Below are 22,770 nucleotides of genomic sequence, written 5' to 3' on the forward strand. Positions count from 1 at the left end.
CTAGGAGACGTTTGGCAACGACAGGCGCATTTCGGACTGAACGATAAAGCGATGCGCGCCGAGTTTTTGCAAAAGAGAACACAAGGCGCTGTCCGCGGAATCGACATTGACCAATGTCAGCGAGCCGACTGTGGCTGCCGCAGCGAGGAGCTCTTCCAAGGCACAGGGATCGCTGGCGGCAATCTGATGCACGAGGCCACCGGCGCCGATGAGGACGCCGCCTTTTTCATGAAGGAGGGGCGTCAGCTGTGCGCCGTCAAGGGAGTCGGTGGCGTTTTGCCAAGATGGCGTCCAGGTCGCATAGCGCTGAATGACAGTGGCCACGGTGCCGAAATCCGACAAGGCGCATGAGGACCGGTCAGGAGAGGGGTGTTCAAGCCGATAGCAGTCGAGCTTTCTGGCCACCTCAAATCCCAGCTTCCGATAGAGACGTTCAGCGCCTGTGTTTCCCTCGATAACCTCAAGCCAAAAGCTCTCGATCCCGGCATTCTGGGCCGCAGCGATCGCCGCCATGCCCAAACGAGACGCCAATCCCCGGCCTCTGTGCTCAATCCGTGTTCCGCTGCCTATCAGATACCGTTTGGTGTTCCGCGTCGCGACGTTCCAAAACCCGATGACTTCATTGTCGTCGATGGCGACGAAGGACGCCTCGGGGTCAAACCCTCTCGCACTCAGCGCCGCTTTGAACGTGGCGGCATCTGGTTGCAACGGAACGATATAGTCAGAAAACGCGGCAAGCATGGCGTCATGCAAAGCGCCGAGGTCAAGGCCGGATCCGGAAAACGAAACAATTCGGGTCATCTTCGTGCTTTCATAACTCCAGGCTGCGCACAGCAAAGACCGGGTTTTGCGTGCCGCTCACCCCAACCGGGCCTTGGCAAAGGCACAGTCGGCCCATGGCACCGACAGGTCCGGATCATAGATCACGCTGCGCCCTTCGGAGGCGAGGGCGAGGTATTTGCGGTATTCCTCGGCATCGTTGAAGTGCTGGCGGCGGGTAACCTCGGTCTGGGCCTTTTCGCGGAAGGCGGCGTTGTATTTGAAATGGGCAAAGAGCAGCTCGCGCTCCGCCAGTTTGGCGTCACCGACATAATGCAGCCCGTCCGAGAGCCGCATGAAGGGGTGGTATTTCAGCAAGGCCAGCTTCTGCGCCACAAAGAGCGTCGCCCGTGAGCCGGGGATCAGCCGGTGGCGCAGGGCGGAGGTCCATGTGGGATTGTCCGAATAAGGTCCGCGCGCAGGCGTGTTTGTCAGGAAAGGCTGGGCGTCGCAAAAGCCGGCCTCGGCAAAAGGATCGCCGCTGGCGAAATCCACCGCTTCCAAAGGCCCTTGGGGATACATGTCGAGCATGAAAATCCGCGCGGCTTCGGCGTCCCTGAAAGCCTCTGTTTTGAGCAGATCGGGCAAGGTTTGGCTCTGTTTTTCCTGCCAGACCAGCAATTCATCCGCATCGGCGACCAGCGTCCATTTATGGGTGCGGAAAGCAGAGATCATTGCCTGCTGCCAGGCCACGCCGTAATGCGATTGCTTGTAATCGGTGTCGACGGAGAAAAGCGCCACGTCGGGCTGTTCAAGCAGGTATTCGCGCGTGCCATCGTCCGAGGCGTTGTCGGCGATCAGGAAGCTGGTCACGCCAAGCGCGCGGTAATGGGCGAGGAAATGCGGCAGCATGAACATCTCGTTGCGCATCACGGCGGCGACGGCGACTTCGGCCTCTTTTGCCCGTTGAATCGTCTCGGGGGGCGAGAGCAGTTCCAGCGCGTTGCTCTGGTAGCCAAGCTTGACCGGCTGATAGCTCGGCCAGATTTTCGGCGGGTGAAGGCCGGGGGTTCCCAGCCGTTCCAGCGCAAAGTGCTGATCCTTTTCGGTGTCGAGATGGATCAGTTGCAGGGGCGCAGAAGGGCCGGGGAAGAAGGAATTGACCCAGGCCGCCACCGGCGTTGCGGCGCCAAAGGTGCGGCGGCGGACGGAGACGCGATAGCCTTCGTCCATCACATGGATGCCGCGCAGGGCCAGAAGATCGCCCAGCATTTTGTCTTCCATGAAGGACAATTGGATAAGCCGTTGCCCGGCGGGGCTGTCTGCGGCGGCCAGCGCCTCACCCATGGCCCGGCGGCTGAGCGTATACCCCGAGCCGCCATCGGCGTAGAAAGACGGCTCCGGCGAGCGGTCCAGCTCGAACTGCCCGCGTGCGGAGGCGGATTTGCCCTGATGCCAGACGCGGTCCATCTGGCCGACGCCGCGGGTCAGCTTGCGGCCATAGTAATCGTGTTTGCGCCAGGTCAGCCCCTCGAAGAACAGCGGCGCGTTGAGGAAGCAATCGTCGTCGATCTTCAGCATGTGGCCAAAGGCCGTGTTGTCATGCACCCAGCGGATGGCGGCGAGGGTCTTTTGCGGCAGACCTTCGTAATCGTCGGGGGCATCAAGGTGCACGATGTGTCCCTCGCGCCGTCCGTCGCCGTCGCCAACCACAACGATATAGGGGATGTCGAGCGCATCAAGCAGCGAGAGCCAGCCGTTTTGCAGGGCAGGGATGCGGGTACCCAGATAAGGCTTGCAGGAGAAGACCACGACCAGCGTGTCATAGAGCGGGTTGCCATGGGAGAGGTCCGGGGCCTCCGGCAGAGCCGGTTTGCCGCCGAACAGGGCAAGCAGCGGGTCATCGTCTTTGAGGCGGGAAAGCGCGGCGCGCGGGGCAGGGGCCATGAGCCGCGCGGTGCGCGCGTCCTCGGGCAGGGCGGCAAGCTGTTCGGTGAGGAAGGTCAGGACAGGCTCCGGCGCGATGTCCTTCAAAAGCAGCGCCAGCCCAAGGCCGAGCCCCTGATCGGAGAGGCGGGCGCAGCTGTGCAATACAGAGTCTATTTCTGCGCAATCGCCGGTTTTGAGCATATGCAGGATGCGCTGACCGAGATCCCTTTGCAGGGCCTCATAAGGCGCCTCGGCCGTGGGCGCGTAGAGCTTTGGCAGGGCGGAGGCGGCGAGGTCCGAGACAGCGCCGGAGACCTCTGCCGCGCCGGGGCAGGCCATGTGGCGCAGGGCGGCCTCGGCGGGGGTCTTGCTCGATTGGATCAGCGCCGGGGCGTCCGGGGCCGCGCCGTTCAGTGGCAGACCAGAGGGGCCAAGCCGCTCCAGCCGCAGGCGCGGGGCATCAAGGCACCCGGCGCGTTCAAAGAAGCGCAGGGACTCGTCCACGGCTACGGGATCGCGGCCCTCTTCGATCACCGCAAAGAGGCTCTGGGCGGTCTGGAGGGGCAGGGGCAGCGGCGCGCGCGCGGCCATCAGCCGCCAGAACTGCCGCGACAGGCCGTAAGCCTTGAGGGCGGCCCCCGTGATGCGCTGCGACAGGGCATCGCTCCGGGGCAGGTCGAGCAGCAAGGAGACCATGGCGGCGGTCAGCGCCGCGCAGGGCGTGCGGCTCCAATAGAGCGCGGCGCGCTCCGTGACGAAGGACAGGAACGCCTCGATGATCGCCGCACGCGCGGGCTCCGGCATGGAAGGGTCCTGCGCGGCGCGGCGGGCGGCCCATGCGATGGCCGGGGTCATGACCCAGCCGGGGGCGGGGTAGGCGATGGCCTTCAGGCAGGCGGCGGCCTCGTCAAACCGCCCGGCCTTGATCAGGAACGGCAGGATGGCGGAGCGGGTCCAGGCGTCTTCGGGCAGGTCCGGATCCGTCCAGAGGGCGGGATCGGTCAGCGCATAAAACCCGTCAAAATCCTGCCCCTCGCGGCAGAAGACATCCGTGAGCGTCAGATACGCGCCGCGCTGCGCGGAGGCGGGCAAGTCCAGCTCGCGCACCACGTCGAGCGGATCGGGGGCGGGGGTGTTTTGCTGGCTGAGGGCAAAGCGGGTCAGCGCGGCGTCGATGCGCGCCGCGTCTGTCTCGGTGGCGCCGAGCGGGCGGGGCGGGGTCTCGCCGGCCCCGGCGATGTAGCTGCCCAGATCATAGTGTTCGGCCAGCGCGTGCAGGGCCTGCCGGGTCTCGGGGGTGAGATGCGCGTGCAGGCCGCCAAAGCGCAGGTGGTCAAAGAGGGTCAGCACAAGCGCGCTGTCGGCGGGGCCGGGGGGCGCTGTCATGAGCTGGTTGATGCGCTGCGCCAGCGCTTCGCGGGTGAGGGAGAAAACCACTGCGCCGCTGTCATTGGTCAGTTCCAGCGGGGCGTCCGGCGCGAGGCCCTGCCAGTGCCGACCGGGCAGATCGACAAGGCTGTCGGTGCCGTTTTGGGCCGTAACAGAGACTGTTTCGCCGGAATGGGCCACATGCAGGACGGGGTTTTCAGGCAGCATGGAAGCGCGCAGTTGCAGGCGCGGATCAAGCGCATAGGCGGGGCCTGCGGGGCAGGGCAGGATGTCGAGCACGGTCACGCCGCCTTGCGCGGCGAGCCACGTGATGCGCTCAAGTCCGGTGAGCCCGGTGCGGTTTCGCGCGGTGCGGCGGCCAAGGCTCAGCACCTCCTGGCCGTTCACCGTGACGCGCACCTGCGGCGGGGTGATCTCGACGGTGACCTCGGTGCCATTTTGGGGGAGCGGGCAGGGGATTGGCCGCTCGGCCCGCCACGCGCCATCGGGGCGGCTGTCATTGGCGACGATCAGCCCGTCTTTCTGGCGCAGGGAGAGGTGGAAAGGCACTTCGACCCCATCCTCGGCAACAAAGGAGAGGTTGGCAAAAGGGTCGGCGTGGAAATCGGCGCGGAAGCGGAAGAGGCCGGTGCCCTGCAGCGGGAAGGCATAGAGCAGATGCGCGCCGGCGGTGGCCTCGGCGATCGGGGCGTCCTGACCCGAGGGGAACAGCCCCGAGACATGCGGTTGCAGCGGCGCGCCGCGCAGGAGGCTGACCGGGTGCAGCAGGCGGGCGAGGCCGGGACCAAAGGCAGGATCGAACCCGGCGGGATCGCGCCCTGCGCCGGTCAGGCCCCGGGTGGCGGCACCAAGCGTGAGGCCACCCAGCAGCAAAGCCTTGCGCGGTTTCGAGGCGGGCAGGCCGAAGGTGACCTGATCGCGCATGGCGCGGGCGTAAAGACGGCGCTGCCAGCCTTTGGGCAGGCGGGTTTTGACCGGCTCGGGCAGGGCGCGGATCAGCGCATCATGGGCTTTGCTCAGCGCGCGGCTGCTCTGCGGGCAGGCCCGCCCGCGTGCGCCATCTGGCGCAAGATCCACGGCGACACCGGCCCAGTCGATATAGGCGCACGGCCCCATCAGCGGCGCGGCAAGGCAGAGCGCCCAATGGGCGCGCGGGCCTTTGGTGAAACCGGGCAGGGCGTTCAGCGCGGCGCGGCGGAAGATGCGGGTTGAGAGGATCGGGCTCATGCCAAGCACGGCGGCGGGTGTCAGATCGAGCAGACCGGCCAGAGGGGTGCCGCCGGGCAGGGCGCGCATGTCGTCAAAGCCATTGTGGGGCAGGGCATCGGCATCGGTGCCTTGCCAGAACGGGCAAAGCCCGCTGTCCGCGCCTGTGCGCAGCATGACCTCCACCCAATCGCGCAGGGCGGAAGGTTTGAGCAGATCGCCGGATTGCAGGAAGGTGAGATAGAGACCCTGCGCCGCCTCGGCCCCGGCCTGCAAAGGCGCGCCTGAAGGGGGCAGGAGGCGGGTGCCGGGGAAGGCTTTGGCGAGGGTCTGCGCCTCGGGGGTGGCTTTGGTGACCAGCAGCACTTCGCGGCCCGGTCCGTCCTGCTCGGCAAGGCTGGTGAGAGTGCGTTTGAGCGCGCCCGGGTCAATCCCGTCCCATGGAATCACCACGCTGAGCGGCAACTCACCGTCCATCTCCAGACCCCAGGCGCGGGCGATGCCGTCGTCCCAGTCCGGCGTGAAAATCAGACCCTGTTCCTGCAGAAAACCGTTTGCGGCCTTGGCAAAGCGGGCGCGGCGCTCCGGAGTTTTCAGGGCAGAGGAGCGCTCGAACAGCAGGCGCGAGGCGATGCGGGCAAAGGCCTCATCGCTGCCGGGCTTGCCACCCTCATCCATGATGGTGCGCATGTCGCGCAAAACGTCCAACTGTTCAAAGACCCGCTCGTCATCGCTGGCGGTGATCTGCCCGTCGCGGCCGCGGGTTTGCAGGTACAAGGGCTGCGGGACATGCACGATATGATCGGTGCGGGCGGCGGCGCGGTAGAAGAAGCCGTGATCCTCGAACCAGGTGCCGATCTCGAAACGCAGCCCTTCGATCAGCGTGCGGCGGTAGAGCTTGTTCCAGGCGGAGGGGAAATGCCGGATGACATCGGACCACGTATTCAGGCCAAAGCGGCGGGCGGTCGGGTGGCTGCCGATCTGCGGCGCGTCATGGATGGCGGAATGCACGTGGCTGGGGCTGCCTGCAAAACAGGAGCGCACGGCACAGGCGGCCCAATCGGCACCGCTGGTCTGCAAAGCCTGATAGAGCTGCATGAGATAATCGGGGGTGACGCGGTCGTCGCTGTCGACAAAGGCGATGAAATCCCCGCGCGCATGATCCAGCCCGGTGTTGCGTGCGCCGGACAGGCCGCGGTTGTCCTGCTGGATCAGCGAAAAGCGCGCATCTCCGGCGATCACCTCCTGTGCCCGCGCGGCGCTGGCATCGGTGGCACCATCGTCGATGACCAGAACTTCGAAATTGTCAAAGGTCTGCGCCCGCAGGCTGGCCAGACAGGCCCCGACATGCGCTTCGACATTGTAGACGGGAACAATCACCGAGATCAGGGGGGAGGGCGTCTGGCTCATGGTCTTCTTGTTCCGTATTGCCCGGGGCCTGAGGCCGGTCTCGGTCTTGTCGGCGGCCGCGCGGGGATCAGAGGCCGCGGCTTTGCAGGAGTTGTGCCTCGGAGGCCAGCAGATCCTTGCGCCGGTCCTTGACCCGGCGCACCGGAATGCCGGAGTAGATGCCCCAGGGATCAAGGGATTTGCCGACCAGGGACAGGGCCCCGACGGAGGACCCCTCGCCGATATGCACCCCGGGCAGGATGACGCTGCCGGAGCCGATGATCACATGCCGCCCCAGCCGGATCGGCGCGCTGTGGATCGTCTGGAACTCAGGCGGGATTGTCGGGTTGGTCAGGCTGCGACCGGAGTAATCATCCGAAGCCGAGTAGAGTTTGACCCCCTGGGAGAGGCCGGTGAAATCCTCGAGCGTCACATCGGACACGCAGGCAAGATGGCAGCCGCCGCCGATGTGGATGAAAGAGCCGATGGAACAGCGCCCGCGCGCCGCCGCGATTGTCGTGCCGCCGTCGATGCGCACATTGTGCCCGATCGAAATGTTGGGAAGCCCGATGATGGTGCAGTTCCGCGCGATCATCACGTCATCGCCGACCTCGGCAAACCCGAAGGTCCGCAGCTCTTCGCTGTGGTAGTAGCCAGCATCAAAGGGGTTTTCCACGTCAGCCTCCCGAGGGTGTTTTCGTTACCAGTGTACAGGTCCAGAAACGCACAGCCCTTCCTAGGGGGCAAGAGGCGTCACGCCGGCCATCTCGGACAGGATCGCGATGTCCTGTTTGGTCAGGATGCTGCGATCGAAGGGCACGTAGTGCTTTTCCTTGTCGCCCGGGGCGGAGAAGGCTTCGCTGTATTCGGTGATGCCCTGGGTGCGGGCCGCAATCAGCGCCGCATCGTTCACCACCTGATCAAGCTCTGGCGGGATGATGCAGTAGTTCGTCAGATCACCCTCAAGCCCTGTGCCCGCCTCGCGCATTGCGATGATCATTTTCTCCATCTGCGCCCGCGACAGGCGTGTGCCGAGGATGTCGGGCGACTGGGCGATAAAGACCTGCTGTTTCCAGCTGAATTTCTCGGTTTTTGGCAGCGGCCCCACGGCATCGAGCCCCCGCGTCGCCGGGCAGACCTCCTGAAAGTTCTGCAAGATGTCGAAACCGGGGCCATAGGGGACCAGCCGCAGCGTCATGGCGGCCTCTTCGCGCAATTTTTTGAGGCTGGCAAAGAACACGTAGATGTCGCTCAGCCGCATGAAGACGTAATCCTCCGGCGAGCCGTGGAAATCCCCGTAGCGCATGCTTTGCAGCATCATCGAATTGAAGAAGTCGTCATAGCGGCGCAGGTAGAGGACGCCCTGAACCTCGGCATGTCTGGCGCAGACCCCGGCAAGACGGCGCAGGACCGGCTGGTGCCGGGGGCCGATGAGATTGCAGAATTCCTCGGTTGAAAACACGATGTCCCGCGCGGCCTCGCGCGTGAGGAGCGCCTTCAGTTCGGGGCGGATTTCCTCGAAGCCTCCGGGCTGCCGCAGCTTGTGGACCAGGGTGTGATGGCCTCGGCCGGGGCCCTGAAATGCCTTGGGGTAGACGAAGCTGTCGGACTCTTCGGAGAGCAGGAAAAGCGCCGATTGCAGGATGCTGGTGCCGGTTTTGGGCTGGCCGAGGTGAAGCGTGATCATGAGGTGGGCTCGGTTTGTTGGGAGCTGGCGGCGGCCCGGTGCAGGGCGACGGCCTCGTCGATGTAACCAAGCACCTCGCCCCCGACACCGGCAAGGCTGTGCTTGTCCCGCATCCAGTCCGATTGCTGGCTGGCGTAGGTTCCCCGTGTCTGTTCAGAGGCGATCAGCTGCTCGAGTTCGGCCAGGAAGCCGGGCCAGGAGGTTGGGATGGTGTTGCCCGGCAGGAAGTTGCAGGGGTCGGCGCCCGCGTGGCACAGCACCGGTTTGCCTTCTTCGACAGCCATGGCGACGCCCATGCCGCCGCCGTGCATCGCGGGCAGGTGCACATAGAGATCGCAGTGCTGGTAGAGGGCGCGCAGATCGTCAGAGAACTGCAGGCAGCGGATCCGGCCGGTTTCGATCAGGCTCTGCAGCCGGGGATCGAGGGCGCGCAGGCCTGCCTCATCGGCGACACCAACCCAGAACCAGACAAGATCGGGGTATTTTTCGAACAAATCGAGCAGTTGGCCGCGCGCGTCGGGCGGCAGCAGCTGGATCGCTTTTTCGAGACGGCCGCCGCTGAGCGTGCTGACCAGGGTGCGCGCGCCTGCGGGCAGATCAAGCTCTTCTCTTGTGAGGTCAAGCCGGCGCGGGGGCACTTCGATCGGCGTGCGGTGCTCGCGCCAGCGCGGATCGTCGGCCTTTTCCGGGGCCAGCTCGCCCTGATTGAGCAGGATGTCAGAGTAGGCATCAACCGGGTTCTTGGCGTTGAACTGGATGCCGAGGATCGGAAAACGCTGGTGCAGCGCCGGAACTGCCACGTTCGAGGCGTAAAACCCGTACCAGCGCAGGATGGCGTCAGGGTTGAAGTCCTCGGCGCTTTTGACAATGTGCCGGACCCAGTCTGCGGCACTGTCATGGTGCGGCGGCAGGATATGTTCGACCGAGAACTGCTCGGCCAGCTCCGGGCCAAGCGCGTCCTTGACGGCGGTCTCGATGATCGCGGCGGAATTCTTGGAATAGGCCTGATAATTGCGCACCAGCCAGGTGGTGTGATTGTCATAGGTCAGCATGAGCTTGACCCGCACCGGGCCGCGGCCCTGCGCCTGCCCGGCCATCATCAGCCCGTGGGTATAGCTGGCCAGCTGCTTGAGATGGGCGCCGGTGTTGGGCTCGGCAGGCACCCAGGACAGCAGCAGCAGGATCGACGTGCCGTCTTTTGCCGCGGCCTGCCGGGACGGGGACGGGGGCGCAATATGCTTTTTGGTCCAGTCCTGCATGTTGTCCAGAACCCGGTGGGATTCCGACACCAGCCGGAATTGATCGGTGGGCGAGGCCCCCAATGCCGTCTTCAGCAGCGGACGCAGCAGCGCGCCGGTCATCGCGGCATGCATGCGGCGCATCAGTTCGAGATCCGGGTCCTCGGCGTCGAGCGCTTCCAGTTCGACATCAAGAAGCTTGTGCAGGATTTCCGGCTTGCGGGTGAGCCGTGACAGGATGACCCCCATCATGAACCGCGCGTCAAATCCCATGCCGCTGCGGCGGGCGATGTGATAGGCCCAGCCCGGGGTGCCCTGTTCGGTCTCGAGCACGATGTCCGAGGTCATCAGCTCCATCGCCAGCGCCTGGAATCCGGGATGGTCCATCGCCGCCTTCATCAGCAGCAGATCGAGACAGGCGTGCAGCTGGACATCGGCATCCGTCATGCCCAGCGGCAGGGTCTTGGGCTCTGTCATGGGCGCGTCCTTGCCAGCAGATCGAGGGTGCGTTCGATGCGTTCCTGTATCATCAGTCCCGTCTCGGCGGTGAAATCCGAATAGACCGGGAAACAGGCACAGCGGTCCTGCAGCGAAAAGCTGACCGGGGTCGGCACCGAGAGCACCGGGCGCGGACCGGTGTAGCCCTTCAGCACGCCGGGCCAGTAGTATTTCTTGATCTCGATGCCATTGTCGGCAAAGGCGCCAAGGGTTTCCTTGGTCACCTCCTCGTCAAAGACCACGGGGTAGTTCGACCATGGGGTCGGCCCCGGATCCTGCGCGGTCTGAAACCCGTCCAGCCCGGCAAAGACCGTGTCGTAGAAGGCCGCGTGACGGCTGCGGGTCTCGGTGATCGCAGTCATGCGTTCGAGCATCGCAAGACCGATGGCAGCGCGAAACTCGTCAACCTTGGCGTTCTGGCCTTCGCCATAGGTCCGGTCCGCCTGGAAGCCGAAGTTCATCGCTGCCTTGATCGCCCCGATCATCGCCCGGGGCGCGGCGATCAGCCCGCCTTCCCCGATGGCAAAGACCTTGGTGGCATGCAGCGAGAAGACCTCGATCTCGCCATCCTCCGACCCGAAGGGATGGCCGCTGTTCGGTGCGCCCAGACCGGCGGCCGCATCCACGATGAGCGGCACGCCATGGGCGCGGCAGACCGCCTTTTGCGCGCTGATGTCACGGCGCAGGCCGAAGGGGCGCACGTGGATGACGCAGGCGATGTCCGGATGCTCCGCAAAGGCGGATTCGAGACTGTTCGGGCAAAGCTCCCAGCGGTCGGGGTCGATGTCGCAGATGACCGGCGTTGCGCCGGCGGCAAAGACCGCCTGCACCGTCGCGGCAAAGGTGAAATCGGGCAGGGCGACCTTCTTGCCGTAGACGTCCAGCGCCTGCAGCACGGCCACCAGCCCGGCGGTCGCGCTGGCGCAGAGCAGCCCGCGATAGTCCTCGGTGAGGTAGGCCTTGCTCATCCGGTCGGCGAGATCCGTGGCCAGCGGGCCGAAATTGGAGAAATAGCGCTGATCGTAGGAGGTCGTCAGATACGGCGTCCAGCTTTCAGGTTCGGGCAGTGCGGGGCGAAGAAAGGGGAAAAGCATTTGGAAATCCTGTGCGAAAGAGGGGCCGGGGCTGCCGTGATGGCTCAGTCAGCGGGCGCGGGTTTTTCAGGGAACAGCACGTCGACCAGCTTCAGATCGTTCTGATTGGCCTTCTCCAGAAGCGCGGTGACCTCTTCGCTGTTGGCCTCGGCCTTTTTCGCCGGTTTGGAGACATTGGCCTGCACGCTTTCCCAGGTGAACTCGGGGAACGGCTCCTTGAGCACCTCGGCGAGCCGGGCCAGGAAGCCGTCGAAATCCGCCACGTTGCCCAGGGCGTCCAGATCGCGGGCGGCGGCGATGGCGCGGTCAAGCTCCGGCGCCTCGCCGGGGATCATCGGTGCAAGGCGCGAGCACTGGAAATCCCGGCACTGGCGGTCGGCGGGGTTCTTCAGGCGGGTGCGCACATAGCCTTCGAGATCGGTTTCCTTGGCCAGCCGCGCGCCGAAGGTGTCGGCCTTCTGGTTGCGCTCGAAACGATAGGCGGAGCGGATGCGGGCAATCGGATCGCGCAGGATCATGACGGTGAGGATGCGCACGCCCGGCACCTCCGGCACCGGACCGATGCCGGTGTGGGTCGAGAAGGCCACCGCCTCCGGCTCGCTTTCGATCCATTTCGCCAGCTCGGCGCTGTTGTCGCCGCCCGCCATGGAAAACTCGCGCGTGACCCAGCGCTCCTGAAAGTTGCGCTTGAGGATTTCGTCCAGCGAGGTGCCCGCGTTCTTGAACAGGTGATAGTGCAGGATAACCGTCCGGGTGGGCTGTTCGTTCGTCATACTCGGTCTTTCTTTGCGTGGCGTGTACCCACACCAATATACGTCTGCGGCGTAGCGGTCGATGATCGCCCGGCGCAGGCTTTCATCGGTTTGCGGGATCTGGGTGTCCGTCTCGCGCCCCAGAAAGGCCAGCCGTTCCGCGTGGCTGTTGGAGACGCCGATCTCGCGCGGGCCGCGGCTGTTGCCCGCCAGGTCATCCAGCCAGTCCACCACCTGCCCCAGCCCGTCCTCCAGCCGGAAGATGCGCGCGCCCTTCGGGATGAAATCCAGCATCGGGCGGGTGTGGTTGTCGAGCGCGAAGCGTGGCTGCGGCAGGCTGCCGACCCAATCCGCAAAGGACATGTCCGCCGGGATCGTCTGCTCGATGTCGCGCTGGCGCAGGAACACGCTGTGCAGCCGGTCGTAGGGGTTGCGGACGATGGCGAAACTGGCGTCGAAGAACCCGGCCGGAAAGAGCCGGTCCAGCGCATCGCGCGTGACATGCTGCGGCGAAGAGCGCGTCCAGCGCGCGCCCTCCGGCACCGAGAGATAGCCCGGATCGGCAAAGGCCAGCGGGCCGAAGCGGGCGCGCAGGTAGCGTTCGACCGAGGTGCCCGCAGCGCGGGGCACATGGGCGAAATAGACGAGCTTGCCCGAAATGCGGATGATCGGCATGAAGCGCCTGCTCCGTTACTTGGCCCAGGGGCGGGTGCTGGAGAACAGGCCGATGGCCTCGAAGGCATCGCGCATCTGCTCCTGGCCCACCTCGAAGGAGAAGCGCAGGGCGGCCAGATCGCGGGCGTTGGTCACCAGTTTCTGCCACAGCTCGGGATCGTCGTAGAGCCGGGTGATCGACTCCTCCCATTCCTCGGGTGTCTTGGCGATCAGGCAGTCGCGCCCGTGCAGCAGGCCAATGCCTTCGGCGGCCAGCGGGCTGAGCACGCAGGGAATGCCGCTCGCCAGGGCGCTCAGCACCTTGCCCTTGATGCCCGCGCCCGAAAGCAGCGGCGCGACAAAGACCATGTGCTGGTCATAGGCGTCTTCGATTTCCTCGACAAAGCCGATGGGCGCAACGTTCGGCGCCTCCAGCGCCTCGACATCGGCCCCCATGCGCGAGCCATAGATCGACAGGGTGATCTCCGGGCGGGAGTTGGCCAGCCGCGACATGACCGATTTGGCGAACCATTCCACGCCTTCGACATTCGGGTGATGCTGGAAGCCGCCAAGGAAGGAAATCCCTTTGCGCCCGTCGCGCGGCGGCACGGTGTCCGGCAGGTCCAGCACCCAGGGGCAGGGCAGCACCTTGATCGCGCCTTCGGACTGGGCCTCGATGACCGAATGCTCCATTTCGTTGTAGGAGAGCACCGCATCGACGCTGCGCATGGCCGAAAACTCCTCGGCCTGCACCGCGCGGGCGGCTTCTTTCTGGTTTTCGTCCTGCTCGGCCACGGCTTTGCGCAAAAGGCGCAGGTAATGCAGGTCGGCGTTGTTCATCAGGATCGGTGCCTGCGGATTGGCGGCGCGGATCTGGCTGACCACCGAATTCACCACGTGGTAGCGGGTGATGTAGAAGGCGTCGAACTCCGCCCCGCGCTCGGCGAGGAATTCATCGATGGAGCGGTAGAAGGGCGAGAGGATGACCTCGACCCCCATGTTCTGCAGCTCTTCGGTATAGCCGCCCAGATGCGCGAGGTTCTCGGGCAGGAAGGTGATCTTGTAGCCCAGCGACTGCACCAGCCGGATTTCCTGCAGGGCGGCATAGCTGCCCGCGCTCTGGTCCGGCGTGGGGGTGGTGTAATCGACAAACAGCACACGGCCCGCGATGCCGCGGTCCTTTTCCAGGTCCGGCGCGGTGCCGACCTTGGAGAAATTCGCATAGGCGGCGGCCCAGCGGCGCTTGAACTTGGGCCGGTTGACCTCCTGAAAGCGCTTGAAGCCCGAGGAGGTGCTGGTGCCGCTGGTCATGCCTTCGTAGTGGTAGACAACCGACGAGGGGATAAACCAGGTGGTGTACCCCGCATCGCGCACCTTGAAGGACAGGTCCGTGTCCTCGAAATACATCGGCTCGAGGTAGGACGACAGCCCGCCCACCTCTTCCCAGATCTCGCGGGTGGTCATCACGGCGGCACCGGACAGGTAATCGGCCTGGCGCGCATAGCTGAAGCGCGGCTCATGCGGGTTCTGGCGGTTGCCGTAGTTCCACGGATCGCCCGAGCCCCAGATGATGCCGCCCGCTTCCTGCAGGGTGCCATCGGGATAGAGCAGCTTGGAGCCCACAAGGCCCACATTCGGGAACCGGTCAAAGCCGTCGATCAGCGCATCGAGCCAGCCCACGGTCGGCTCGGTGTCGTTGTTCAGAAGCACCACGTATTTGCCCTTCGCCCGCGCCACGCCGGCGTTGCAGGCGCGGATGAAGCGCATCGGCTCTTCGTTGTGGATCACGGTGATGCCGCTGACCAGCTCTTCGATGGTGGCGGTCTCATCGGTGGAGGCGTCATCGACGAGGATCACCTCGAAGCTGGCCTTGTTCCAGGCCAGAAGCAGCGCACAGAGCCCGGCATAGGTGACCTTCACCTTGTTATGCGCGGGGATGACGATGCTGACATCGGGGTTTTCCACCTCGGGGAATTTCAGCGGCTTCATCGAGAGCTTCTCATAGCCGCGTTCCAGCGCCTCCAAAGCCATCGAGAGCTGGGCCATCTCCTCGGTCGGGGTGCCCGCCTTCATATGGGCGCGCAGCGCCTTGAAGCGCAGCGGCGACTGCGGGAAAAGATCGCTGCCGATCGCCTTTGCGCCTTCGTGCTGGAGCACCGGCACCGGGGTCAGCTGGCGCGGCGGCAGGAACCAGTTGGCCCAGTAGACGCGGTTGCCCGAGGGATCGCGCAGCTCAAGCCAGCTGTGCTGGCCGGTCAGATGGGTCTGCGGCACGCGCAGCATGTTGTTGCCATCCTCAAGGCGCACCGGGAAAGCCGGCTTGCCATTGATCCAGGCCACGGCCTTGACCGGGCCATTGGCGTGAAACTCGAGCACATGGCCCCAGTCCTTGTGGATGTGCACGCCCACCACATGGCCGGGCTGCAGCACCATGGAGGTGCCATCGACCTTCAGCACGATGTCATCGCCGGGGTTCAGCTTGGCCACGTCGAGATCGGCGCGATACCAGACGGCGGTGCCGGTGGTGTCATTGTCCAGATGCATCCCCACGGGCACCTGCAGGCCGGAGCTGCCTGCGCGGGTCACGCAAGGGCGCGCCACGAAGAAGACATGCGGGTCGCCCGAGGCGGTGCTGTCGCCGCCGGTATAGTCAATCTCCAGCTTCAGGATCTGGTCGCCGCGGCGGGCGGGCAGGCGCATCTGCACCGACTGGTAGCCTGCGGCATTGGCCCCGCCAAGCGCGCTGCGGTCGAAATTGACCCGGTTGCTCCAGACCGCGTTGCCGTCCGCGTCTTCGAGCCGCAGCACCAGCGCGCCGCGCGCGCGGTGGCAGGCCAGCTCCGCCATGAAGATCACATCGCCATCGGCCGGGCTCAGCGCCATCTCGCCGCCAAGCGGCACGGGCTGCGCGCCGATGCTCGGGTCCATGACAACGCGCAGGGTGTTCCAGCCGCGCACCTGCCATTCGTCCAGTTCGTTGAATTTCTGGCCGCCCACGGGATCGGCGGCCACGCCAAGCGGGAAGCTGCGGGACATGTCATCCAGCGTCGGGACAGGATCAGCCGGTGCAAAGGTCACCTCGGTGCGGCCACTGACAAGATGCGGCCCCGTGGAGAGGAAATCAGGGCCAGCCTTGGCAAAAACCGTGCCCCCGGCAAAGGAAATTTCGCACAGGTTGGTTTTGGCAGACTTCGATTTAAACATCTGGGAGGTATCCATAAGAGTCTTTGTTGATGGTTTGGTCATGCCGGAGGAGGACCCCGGCATAAAGGAGGCCTTCTTACGATCCTGCAGCCGGGCGTGCAAAGTCAGGATATCCGCCTGCATGGCCTTGGGCAGCTGAGACAGGAAGGTTTTCATGTGCTGCGCGGCTTCACCGCCGTGATAGCCGCGGCTTTCGGGATGGGTGACGAGATGGGCCGTGTCGCGCACCGCGCATTGGCCGCCCTGCCGCGCAAAGCTGAGCGCAACCCAGTCGATGCCCCAGCCGAGATTGTTGCCCTCATAGTCGAGCCCGCGCATGTGCTCTGCAACACGCGGACCAAAGGCCCAGACCACGCCGTCGGTCTGCGCCACGCGCGTCAGGCCGCTGCCTTCCAGCGGGCCTTCGGAGACGTCCGCGGTGGGGTAGGGGGTCCAGGTCAGGTCCGGGGCCCAGACGCCGACATCGGGATGTCCGGCAAAGGCCTTTTCGCAGTCCGCCACCAGCCGCGGCCAATCGTCATAAGAGACGTCGGCCTGGATCTGCAGCTGGATGTCGCCGGGCTCCACGAGATCAAGCGCGGCGCGGAACTTGCGCCCGAAATACCAGCTCTGCGGCACCTGTACCCAGCTGCCCGGCCCGTCTTCCGGCGCTTCGGCGGTGTTGGAGTAGAGAACCGTGAGTTTATCGACCACGCCTGTCAGCTGGCGGGCAATGTCCTGCGCCCGGTCATGTTGGCCTTCCCAGCTGATGATAACCGCATGGATCGCTGAGGGCATACTCGGCTCTTGGTTGTCTGTTCTTGGTTGCCTGACAGGGCAGGCGCAGGGCTCCCGCCCGGCAGCCCGTCTCTACCCCAAACCCCCGAAGGTCACAATACGAAGACCCCGCGCAAGGCGGGGGCTGCGCGGGGAAAACACGGGCGAAAACGGCAGGAGATGAAAAAACCGGCCCATCCGCGAGGATCGGGCCGGTTCAGCGCAGACGTGTATTGGTCCAGGGCCAGGACCCTGGGTCAGGCGGCGGCGCCGCCGGACAGGCGCCAGATCGTCCCGTCACTCCAGAGCGGTTTGTTCAAAGTGCTGTCATAGATCATCGCACCAGCGCCGGCCGCGGCGGCATCCGGGCGGGCACCGCTGGCATAGGCGCCGCAGCGCACCGGCCCGGACACGTCCAGCGTCGAGGCAGGCGTGGTGGTGCCGATGCCGACCTTGCCATCAGGCGCAATTGTCATGCGCGCGGCATTGTCCGTGGCGAACTGGATGTCCGTGGCCTCGTAGTTCCAGAAATAGGCCCGGTTCGAGAAGCCAAACCAGAAGCCGTCAGACGTCCCCGAGCCGCTGTTGTCATTGCTCATCTGCAGCGCTGCGCCCTGCCCGCCGGGGCGGTGAATGTGCAGCGGGTAATTGGGGCTGTCCATGCCGAGTCCGATGTTGCCATTGGCGCCATCGATCACCATCGCCTCGGTCCAGGCGGTGCCGTCGGCGGAGACCTTCACCGCGAAATTGTCCGATCCGGTGGTGCCCATCTCGGCGCGGCCGGACCAGTTTGTCTGGAACAGCAGGCTGGCGGTGTCCGTGGCGCTGGCCTTGTTGATCTTCATCTGGTGGCCCGTGCCGTCATGGCTGAGCAGGCTGGCGTCCGCGACAACGGACAGGCGGTTGGTGGTGTCATGGGTGGTCCCGATGCCGATGCCATCGAGATTGTCGAACGAAGGCGTTCCCCCGCCGCCGCCGCCCCCGCCGGTGCTCAGCGCGGACCATATTCCGCCGGCATAGAGACGCAATCCGCCGCCGGGCTTGTCCGTTGCGATCCAGCCTTCGACCGGGGTCACGAAGATCCAGGTGTCATCGATCCAGGCGGCGAGATCCCCGCCGTGGCCGTCCCAGGCCCCCGAAGGCGCAAGCCCAAGCGCCCAGACACCCCCCGCCACGGGGGTGACGGGCGGGGCGCTTGCGTCAAATTCTTCGATTGTCAGTTGCACCACGATATCAAGCCGCTCCAGCGCGGCATTGTGGGTGACATGCTTCTGCGCCTGTGCGGGCATGAGGTAGGGCAGGGAGAGGCGGGCTGATGTATCCATGAAACGGGCTCCTGATCCGGGTCGCGCACAAGCATTGAGCGCATCCGTTTACAGGGTCCAAACGCACCGTACGGTGGTCCCGCCCGCCGCCCGCGCCCGGGTTACGGGGCGTTTTGACACAGGGTGATGGTGCCCGCCGTGAGGCCATTCACCGGCAGCGGCTGCAGGCTTTCCTGCGCCGCCCTGCTCACCGGGTGGATACACAGGCTGAGCTGCGCCGCGTCGTGCTGGGCGGTCACCGGCAGCACATCGCCGGGGGTGACCGCTTCAGGCCGGTCACACAGCACCGCAATCCGCCCCCAATGCCCGGTCGCATGGATCCCGTTCGAGAGGTGAATGCCCGGAGACAGCGCCATGCGAAAACTCACCAGAACCGCATGCGCCGTGCCATCTTCGGAACAGGGAAGCGCCACATCCCGCCGGTCCGGATCGGTATCGGGCCGGGTGAAATCAAAATCGAACAGCCGCACAGGCTCACCAAGCGCGCGCGGGGCGGTGGCGATAAAATCATTGGGCGTCAGCTGTGCGACAGAGGCAAACCGGTGAAAGGCGCTGAGATCAAACCCTTCGGCACGGGCAGGCCGCCAGAGGTCCAGCAGCCCCGCGCTTTCCACCGGCTGCGCCATGAGCCGTCCGCGTTCGGGGATCGCCCGCGCGCCCGGTTTGGCAAGCTCGCGCATGGCATGGGCCAGCGCCCCAAGCGCCCCTTCGCCCAAGAGAACGCTATCGACAATCTCCGAGATCACCACATCTGCCCGCTCCGGCAGATCCACCCCCAGTTCCAGCGCCTGAGAAGGTTTGCAGATCACCGTGATCTTCTCCGACAGCCCATTGGTGGCGATCACATGGCGCGCCGCTTCGGCAATCATCGGCTGCATCTCGCAGGTATAGACATGCCCCGCCCCGGCCCTTGCCGCCAGCATCGCGGTCAGCCCCGCGCCGGTGCCGATATCAAGCACGATATCCCCGGGCCGCACACGCGCGGCGATGGCGCGGGCATAGGCGTGATTGCGCCGCGTATCCCCCAGCATGGGGAAATGCCAGCGCGGCACGAACATCTGGTAAAGCCGCTCGCGCAGGGTGCGCGCCGCATGGTTCGCCGGATCGCGCCGGAGCGCCTCGGTCAGCAGATGATCGGTGACAAGCCCACCATCGGTGAGCGGCTGCTCACTGGCTTGCCGGACAAGCGCCTCGGCCTCCTCCTTGGCATCAGGGGACAGGGAAGGGGCAGCAGCGCGTTGGGAGAGAAACACCGGGGATTCGTCCTTTTTGAGGAAAATGCGAGTGATCCTCATAGAGCCCGGTGAGGGCTAAGATTGGGTAAAGGGGGAGAGGGCGCGTTCCACTCACCCCAGGCGCGGAATCAAGGCCGCAGGCCGCCGCGCCTATTGACGGGCCGTCCCCGCGGCCCGGCGATTGGGTTGTTGCTGGGCGCCACACCAGTCTAGCGCGCCAGTTTCTGAGATAAATCGAGGGGATCTTAAGGCGGATCGCCGCGCCACGGCCCGTCAATAGGCGCGGCTTGTGCGCTGGCCATGAGGTCCCGGATCAGGTCCGGGACGGGGCGCTTCAAAAAGCATTCCCGGGCTCCAACCGGAGCCCGGGGCGGGCGGCGCTGCAACGTTCAGGGGGACAGTCTGGCGCGCCGCCGTCATGGCGTGAGGGGCACCCACGCCATGGTATCGCGTCAGTTCTGCAGCGAGGCTGGCGTCGCGGATTCGATGGTGACCCAGTTGGCGTCCGCCTGTTCGATGAAGCCGGGGATGTTTTCGGACCAACGCTCCTGAATGTCCTTGGACAGGTTCAGATACAGCTCGCCATCCACGATCTTCCAGTGGTGCGGATCGCCGTCAAACTTGAAGCCCATGGCCGCGCCAAAGGCGCAATAGCCGCCGTATTCCGGCGCATAGGCATCGGGGTTCGCTTCAAACGCGGCTTTGTGCTCTTCGCTGGAGAACCAATAGGTTGCCTCCTCATGGGTGGCGGTGATCGTGTAGTTGCCTTTGGTGGCCTGCCCTTCGGTGAAATAGGCAACCGGATCATAGCCCTGCAAGGCAAGACCGGTGGAGGACGCATTCAGTTCGGGGCCCGCGGCCAGGGCGGCGCTGGCAACGGCGAAGGTCAAAGCGGCGGCGATCCCCGCGGATTTGAAGAGAGACATGGCATTTCCTTTCCTGAGTGCGGGGCGTGAACAGCGCCGGATGTCCAGACCCGGGTCCCGGCTGCCCCGTGCAGGAGAAGGGATAGCGTTTAAGACCGAATGGTACAAAACAACTAAATGTCAATTTTCGTGAGCCTGTCCCGCGATTATTTTGTTAGACACAAAACGCACCGATCCGAAGGAACAAACATGGCCCGCCCCCGCGAGTTCAACTATGACGACGCCCTGCGCGGGGCGATGGAGATCTTCTGGCAAAGGGGATACCGGGGCACGACCCTGCCGGACCTGCTGGCGGCGATGGGGATGACGCGGGGCAGTTTCTATCAGGCCTTTGGCGACAAGGAAGCGACCTACCTCGCGGCGCTCGACTATTATGACACCGCCGTGGTGAGCACGGTTGTCGACAGGCTGGGCCGCTGCGCCGCGCCCTCTGCGGTGGCTTGCCTGCTGCCGATGTTCCAAAGCTCGGAGGCCGACACCCGCGGCTGCTTTATCTGCAACGCCATGGTGGAGATGGGGCCAGAGCACCCGGAAGCGGCCCAGAAAACCCGCGCCATGGCAGACCGCCTGCGCCGCGCCATCCTGTCCGTGCTTGAGCACTTCGCCTCCCCGTCTCCGGACCGGACCCTGCCGGAAACCGCCGACCTGATCCTGCACCTCTATTTCGGCAAACAGGCGATGGGCAAGGCGGGCGGCGCGGCGGCGGATTGGGAAGGACGCCTGCGCTCTTTGGTGTGAGGGTCCTGGACCAAGAAAGAGGCCGCACATGGCGGCCTCTTTGCAAGGTCAGGCGGTTTTTGCCCTGAACCAGCCAAGGCGCCGGAAGATCAGCCAATCAAGCAGCAGCGCCGCGATCAGGGTGCCTCCCATCAGCGGGAAGACAATCGCAAGGCCAATCGCCAGAACGATGATCCCACCCGGCAGGGCGGCGTCCGGGGCGGCAGGCACGCCAAGGCTGCCCGCCGGACGGCGCATCCACCAGGCGACAAAGCCGCTGACGGACAGCACCACGCCCAGCAGCGCAGCCAGCGTGTTCTGCGCGATGTTGAGCCAGCCATAAAGCTCGCCCTGGTGGAAGGAAATCCCGTAGGACACGGCCTGCGCCACACCCGGATTGTCGCCGAAATCGTGCCGTTTCAGCAGCGCGCCGGAGTACTGATCAATGATCAGCTCGGTCTGCTCGGCCCGGTGGACGCTGGCCGAGCGCAGCCAGAAGGCCGCCTCGTTGGTCTTGGGCGGGCGCATCTCGTAGGGGGCGTGCAGCCCCTCCGCCCGGGCGATGTCAAACACCTGCGCATAGGCGATGGTCTCGCCCGTGTCGGCGGTCGAATTCGGCACATTGCCGCCAAACCGCAGGCTTTTGGACTTCGTGCCGGTCTGTTCCTGCACATAAGACAGCCCGCCGCCCCAGACATCCGTCCACGGCAGACCGGAGACGAGGATCGGCACGATCAGGATGGTCGCCAGAAAGCCGGTGAACAAATGCGTCTCGCGCCACCAGCTGCGGCCCTTGCCGGTGGGCAGGCTCACCGCCTTGGCCAGGCTGCGCTGCCCGCGCGGCCACCACAGGTACAGGCCGGTGACAAACATCACCACCGCCCAATGCGCCGCCGCTTCGACGAACTTGGTGCCGACACTTCCCAGGAGCAGCTCTCCGTGGAACTTGCGCAGGACGCGCATCGCCATGTCATCGCGCGCGGCGATCTTCAGCACCGCGCCGGTATAGGGGTTCACCCAGGCGTAGGAGCGCACCTTGTCCGCATCGTTGAACTCGATCAGGGTGGAGCGGGCCGGGTCATCATAGGCGGTCACCCCGCGCAGGCGGGTGATGCCGGCGGCCTCTTCGACGGCGGCAATCTGGTCTTCGTAAGGCAGGGTTTGCCCCGCCGGCGTCACGGTGAAGGCATCGGCATACAGCCAGGCTTCGATCTGGGGTTTGTACAGGTAGATCCCGCCGGTCAGCGAAAGCATCAGCATGAAGGGCAGAACGTAAAGGGAAGCCAGGAAATGCCATTTCCAGACAAGGCGGTAGAGCAGGCCCCCCGTGGCATCGGCACGGGTTTGCCCCCCCTGGTAGGTGGAGTCAGTCATCGGGTCTCTTTCGTGTGTGATTTGATCAGAACTGGTGGATCAGATCACACGCGGAGGCCCCCTGAGATCGGGGAGAAGCCCCACTTCGGCTTCGGTCCGGGCGCTGTTGGCGATCTCGACAAAGCTCGCGCGATAGCTGCGCGGGGCCTGGGTCCAGACAGCGTAGGCGGGATTGGCCCCGGCGTTCGGATCGGCCAGAACACAGGACGCCTGACCGGCTTCCGTTGTCTCGACGGGCTCGCCATCGGCGCCAATGTGAATGGTCACCATCTCGGTTCCGGTACAGATGACGATGGCCATGATGTTCGGGTTGAGATGCAGCGCCAGCGCCGAAACCTTCGGCACCAGCAACCCAGCGATCAGCATGGGAAAAACAACAAAGGTTTTGATCAACCCAACCATGCCTGTGGAATACAGCAAAACGAAAGCACCTCAAGGCCGACTTTTGGAGCGGGGAGAGGGGGCGTTCGAACTTTTCAGAACTGAGGGAGATCGCGCCGTGTCTCAAGGACGCCGGTCTGGATGTCGCCAGTATCTAATCGCTCTGGCTCGGCAAGCGATCCGGGGGACAGATTTCACCGATAGGCACTCAGTTCCAACCGACTCAGAGCCAAAAACCTCACCCAAACCGCGCCTCA

At 65.0% G+C, this 22,770-nt stretch carries 14 protein-coding genes; 1 reads left to right on the plus strand and 13 read right to left on the minus strand.

The features are described 5' to 3' along the window. The 11 genes from E4662_RS23860 to E4662_RS23910 all read right to left on the minus strand — a co-directional run bounded on the left by E4662_RS23860 (window position 1) and on the right by E4662_RS23910 (window position 20,041). Window positions 1-741: a GNAT family N-acetyltransferase gene (locus tag E4662_RS23860; protein ID WP_168798083.1), complete on the minus strand. Its 741-nt coding sequence runs from the start codon at window positions 739-741 to the stop codon at window positions 1-3. A gap of 117 nt (window positions 742-858) precedes the next feature. Further along, window positions 859-6,693, minus strand: coding sequence for a glycosyltransferase (locus tag E4662_RS23865; RefSeq protein ID WP_136444156.1), 5,835 nt, complete (start codon window positions 6,691-6,693; stop codon window positions 859-861). Between the two features lie 67 nt (window positions 6,694-6,760). Next, complete coding sequence (locus E4662_RS23870; protein WP_206080352.1) at window positions 6,761-7,348, minus strand: acyltransferase; 588 nt, start codon at window positions 7,346-7,348, stop codon at window positions 6,761-6,763. A gap of 60 nt (window positions 7,349-7,408) precedes the next feature. Further along, window positions 7,409-8,359, minus strand: coding sequence for a hypothetical protein (locus E4662_RS23875; protein WP_136444157.1), 951 nt, complete (start codon window positions 8,357-8,359; stop codon window positions 7,409-7,411). Continuing rightward, the gene (locus tag E4662_RS23880) at window positions 8,356-10,074 is read right to left on the minus strand and encodes a glycosyltransferase family protein (RefSeq protein WP_136444158.1); all 1,719 of its coding nucleotides are present in this window, start codon (window positions 10,072-10,074) and stop codon (window positions 8,356-8,358) included. The genes E4662_RS23875 and E4662_RS23880 overlap by 4 nt, the downstream gene beginning before the upstream one ends. Continuing rightward, entirely contained in the window at window positions 10,071-11,189 is a 1,119-nt protein-coding gene (locus E4662_RS23885; protein WP_136444159.1) for a DegT/DnrJ/EryC1/StrS family aminotransferase, read from the minus strand. Before E4662_RS23885 ends, E4662_RS23880 begins: the two co-directional genes overlap by 4 nt. Before the next feature lie 44 nt (window positions 11,190-11,233). Next, window positions 11,234-12,616 (minus strand): sulfotransferase family 2 domain-containing protein, encoded by a 1,383-nt coding sequence (locus E4662_RS23890; protein WP_136444160.1) that lies wholly within the window; start codon window positions 12,614-12,616, stop codon window positions 11,234-11,236. A 15-nt stretch (window positions 12,617-12,631) separates the two neighbouring features. After that, window positions 12,632-16,576 carry a glycosyltransferase gene (locus E4662_RS23895; RefSeq protein WP_136444161.1) on the minus strand — a complete coding sequence of 1,315 codons (3,945 nt, stop codon included), beginning with the start codon at window positions 16,574-16,576 and terminating at the stop codon, window positions 12,632-12,634. A 236-nt stretch (window positions 16,577-16,812) separates the two neighbouring features. Next, window positions 16,813-17,880, minus strand: coding sequence for a DUF2793 domain-containing protein (locus E4662_RS23900; RefSeq protein WP_136444162.1), 1,068 nt, complete (start codon window positions 17,878-17,880; stop codon window positions 16,813-16,815). Between the two features lie 101 nt (window positions 17,881-17,981). Next, window positions 17,982-19,133 (minus strand): class I SAM-dependent methyltransferase, encoded by a 1,152-nt coding sequence (locus E4662_RS23905; protein ID WP_240705313.1) that lies wholly within the window; start codon window positions 19,131-19,133, stop codon window positions 17,982-17,984. A 434-nt stretch (window positions 19,134-19,567) separates the two neighbouring features. Next, window positions 19,568-20,041 carry a YHS domain-containing (seleno)protein gene (locus E4662_RS23910; protein ID WP_136444164.1) on the minus strand — a complete coding sequence of 158 codons (474 nt, stop codon included), beginning with the start codon at window positions 20,039-20,041 and terminating at the stop codon, window positions 19,568-19,570. A 189-nt stretch (window positions 20,042-20,230) separates the two neighbouring features. Here E4662_RS23910 and E4662_RS23915 point away from each other — a divergent pair, with 189 nt between their 5' ends. Beyond that, window positions 20,231-20,779, plus strand: coding sequence for a TetR/AcrR family transcriptional regulator (locus tag E4662_RS23915; RefSeq protein WP_168798084.1), 549 nt, complete (start codon window positions 20,231-20,233; stop codon window positions 20,777-20,779). A 48-nt stretch (window positions 20,780-20,827) separates the two neighbouring features. Here E4662_RS23915 and E4662_RS23920 read toward each other — a convergent pair whose 3' ends face one another. Next, window positions 20,828-22,132 carry a PepSY-associated TM helix domain-containing protein gene (locus tag E4662_RS23920; protein ID WP_136444166.1) on the minus strand — a complete coding sequence of 435 codons (1,305 nt, stop codon included), beginning with the start codon at window positions 22,130-22,132 and terminating at the stop codon, window positions 20,828-20,830. Between the two features lie 39 nt (window positions 22,133-22,171). Further along, window positions 22,172-22,552: a hypothetical protein gene (locus E4662_RS23925; protein WP_168798085.1), complete on the minus strand. Its 381-nt coding sequence runs from the start codon at window positions 22,550-22,552 to the stop codon at window positions 22,172-22,174. Between the last annotated feature and the right edge of the window lie 218 nt (window positions 22,553-22,770).

It is taken from the genome of Pacificoceanicola onchidii (assembly GCF_004804335.1).
Classification (GTDB): Bacteria; Pseudomonadota; Alphaproteobacteria; order Rhodobacterales; family Rhodobacteraceae; genus Pacificoceanicola; species Pacificoceanicola onchidii.

What these genes read in the sequence shown, in the direction of transcription:
- E4662_RS23860 (WP_168798083.1), bottom strand. Translation starts at nt 741, where the DNA reads ATGCTTGCCGCGTTTTCTGACTATATCGTTCCGTTGCAACCAGATGCC.
- E4662_RS23865 (WP_136444156.1), bottom strand. Translation starts at nt 6,693, where the DNA reads ATGAGCCAGACGCCCTCCCCCCTGATCTCGGTGATTGTTCCCGTCTAC.
- E4662_RS23875 (WP_136444157.1), bottom strand. Translation starts at nt 8,359, where the DNA reads ATGATCACGCTTCACCTCGGCCAGCCCAAAACCGGCACCAGCATCCTG.
- E4662_RS23880 (WP_136444158.1), bottom strand. Translation starts at nt 10,074, where the DNA reads ATGACAGAGCCCAAGACCCTGCCGCTGGGCATGACGGATGCCGATGTC.
- E4662_RS23885 (WP_136444159.1), bottom strand. Translation starts at nt 11,189, where the DNA reads ATGCTTTTCCCCTTTCTTCGCCCCGCACTGCCCGAACCTGAAAGCTGG.
- E4662_RS23890 (WP_136444160.1), bottom strand. Translation starts at nt 12,616, where the DNA reads ATGCCGATCATCCGCATTTCGGGCAAGCTCGTCTATTTCGCCCATGTG.
- E4662_RS23895 (WP_136444161.1), bottom strand. Translation starts at nt 16,576, where the DNA reads ATGCCCTCAGCGATCCATGCGGTTATCATCAGCTGGGAAGGCCAACAT.
- E4662_RS23900 (WP_136444162.1), bottom strand. Translation starts at nt 17,880, where the DNA reads ATGGATACATCAGCCCGCCTCTCCCTGCCCTACCTCATGCCCGCACAG.
- E4662_RS23910 (WP_136444164.1), bottom strand. Translation starts at nt 20,041, where the DNA reads ATGTCTCTCTTCAAATCCGCGGGGATCGCCGCCGCTTTGACCTTCGCC.
- E4662_RS23915 (WP_168798084.1), top strand. Translation starts at nt 20,231, where the DNA reads ATGGCCCGCCCCCGCGAGTTCAACTATGACGACGCCCTGCGCGGGGCG.
- E4662_RS23920 (WP_136444166.1), bottom strand. Translation starts at nt 22,132, where the DNA reads ATGACTGACTCCACCTACCAGGGGGGGCAAACCCGTGCCGATGCCACG.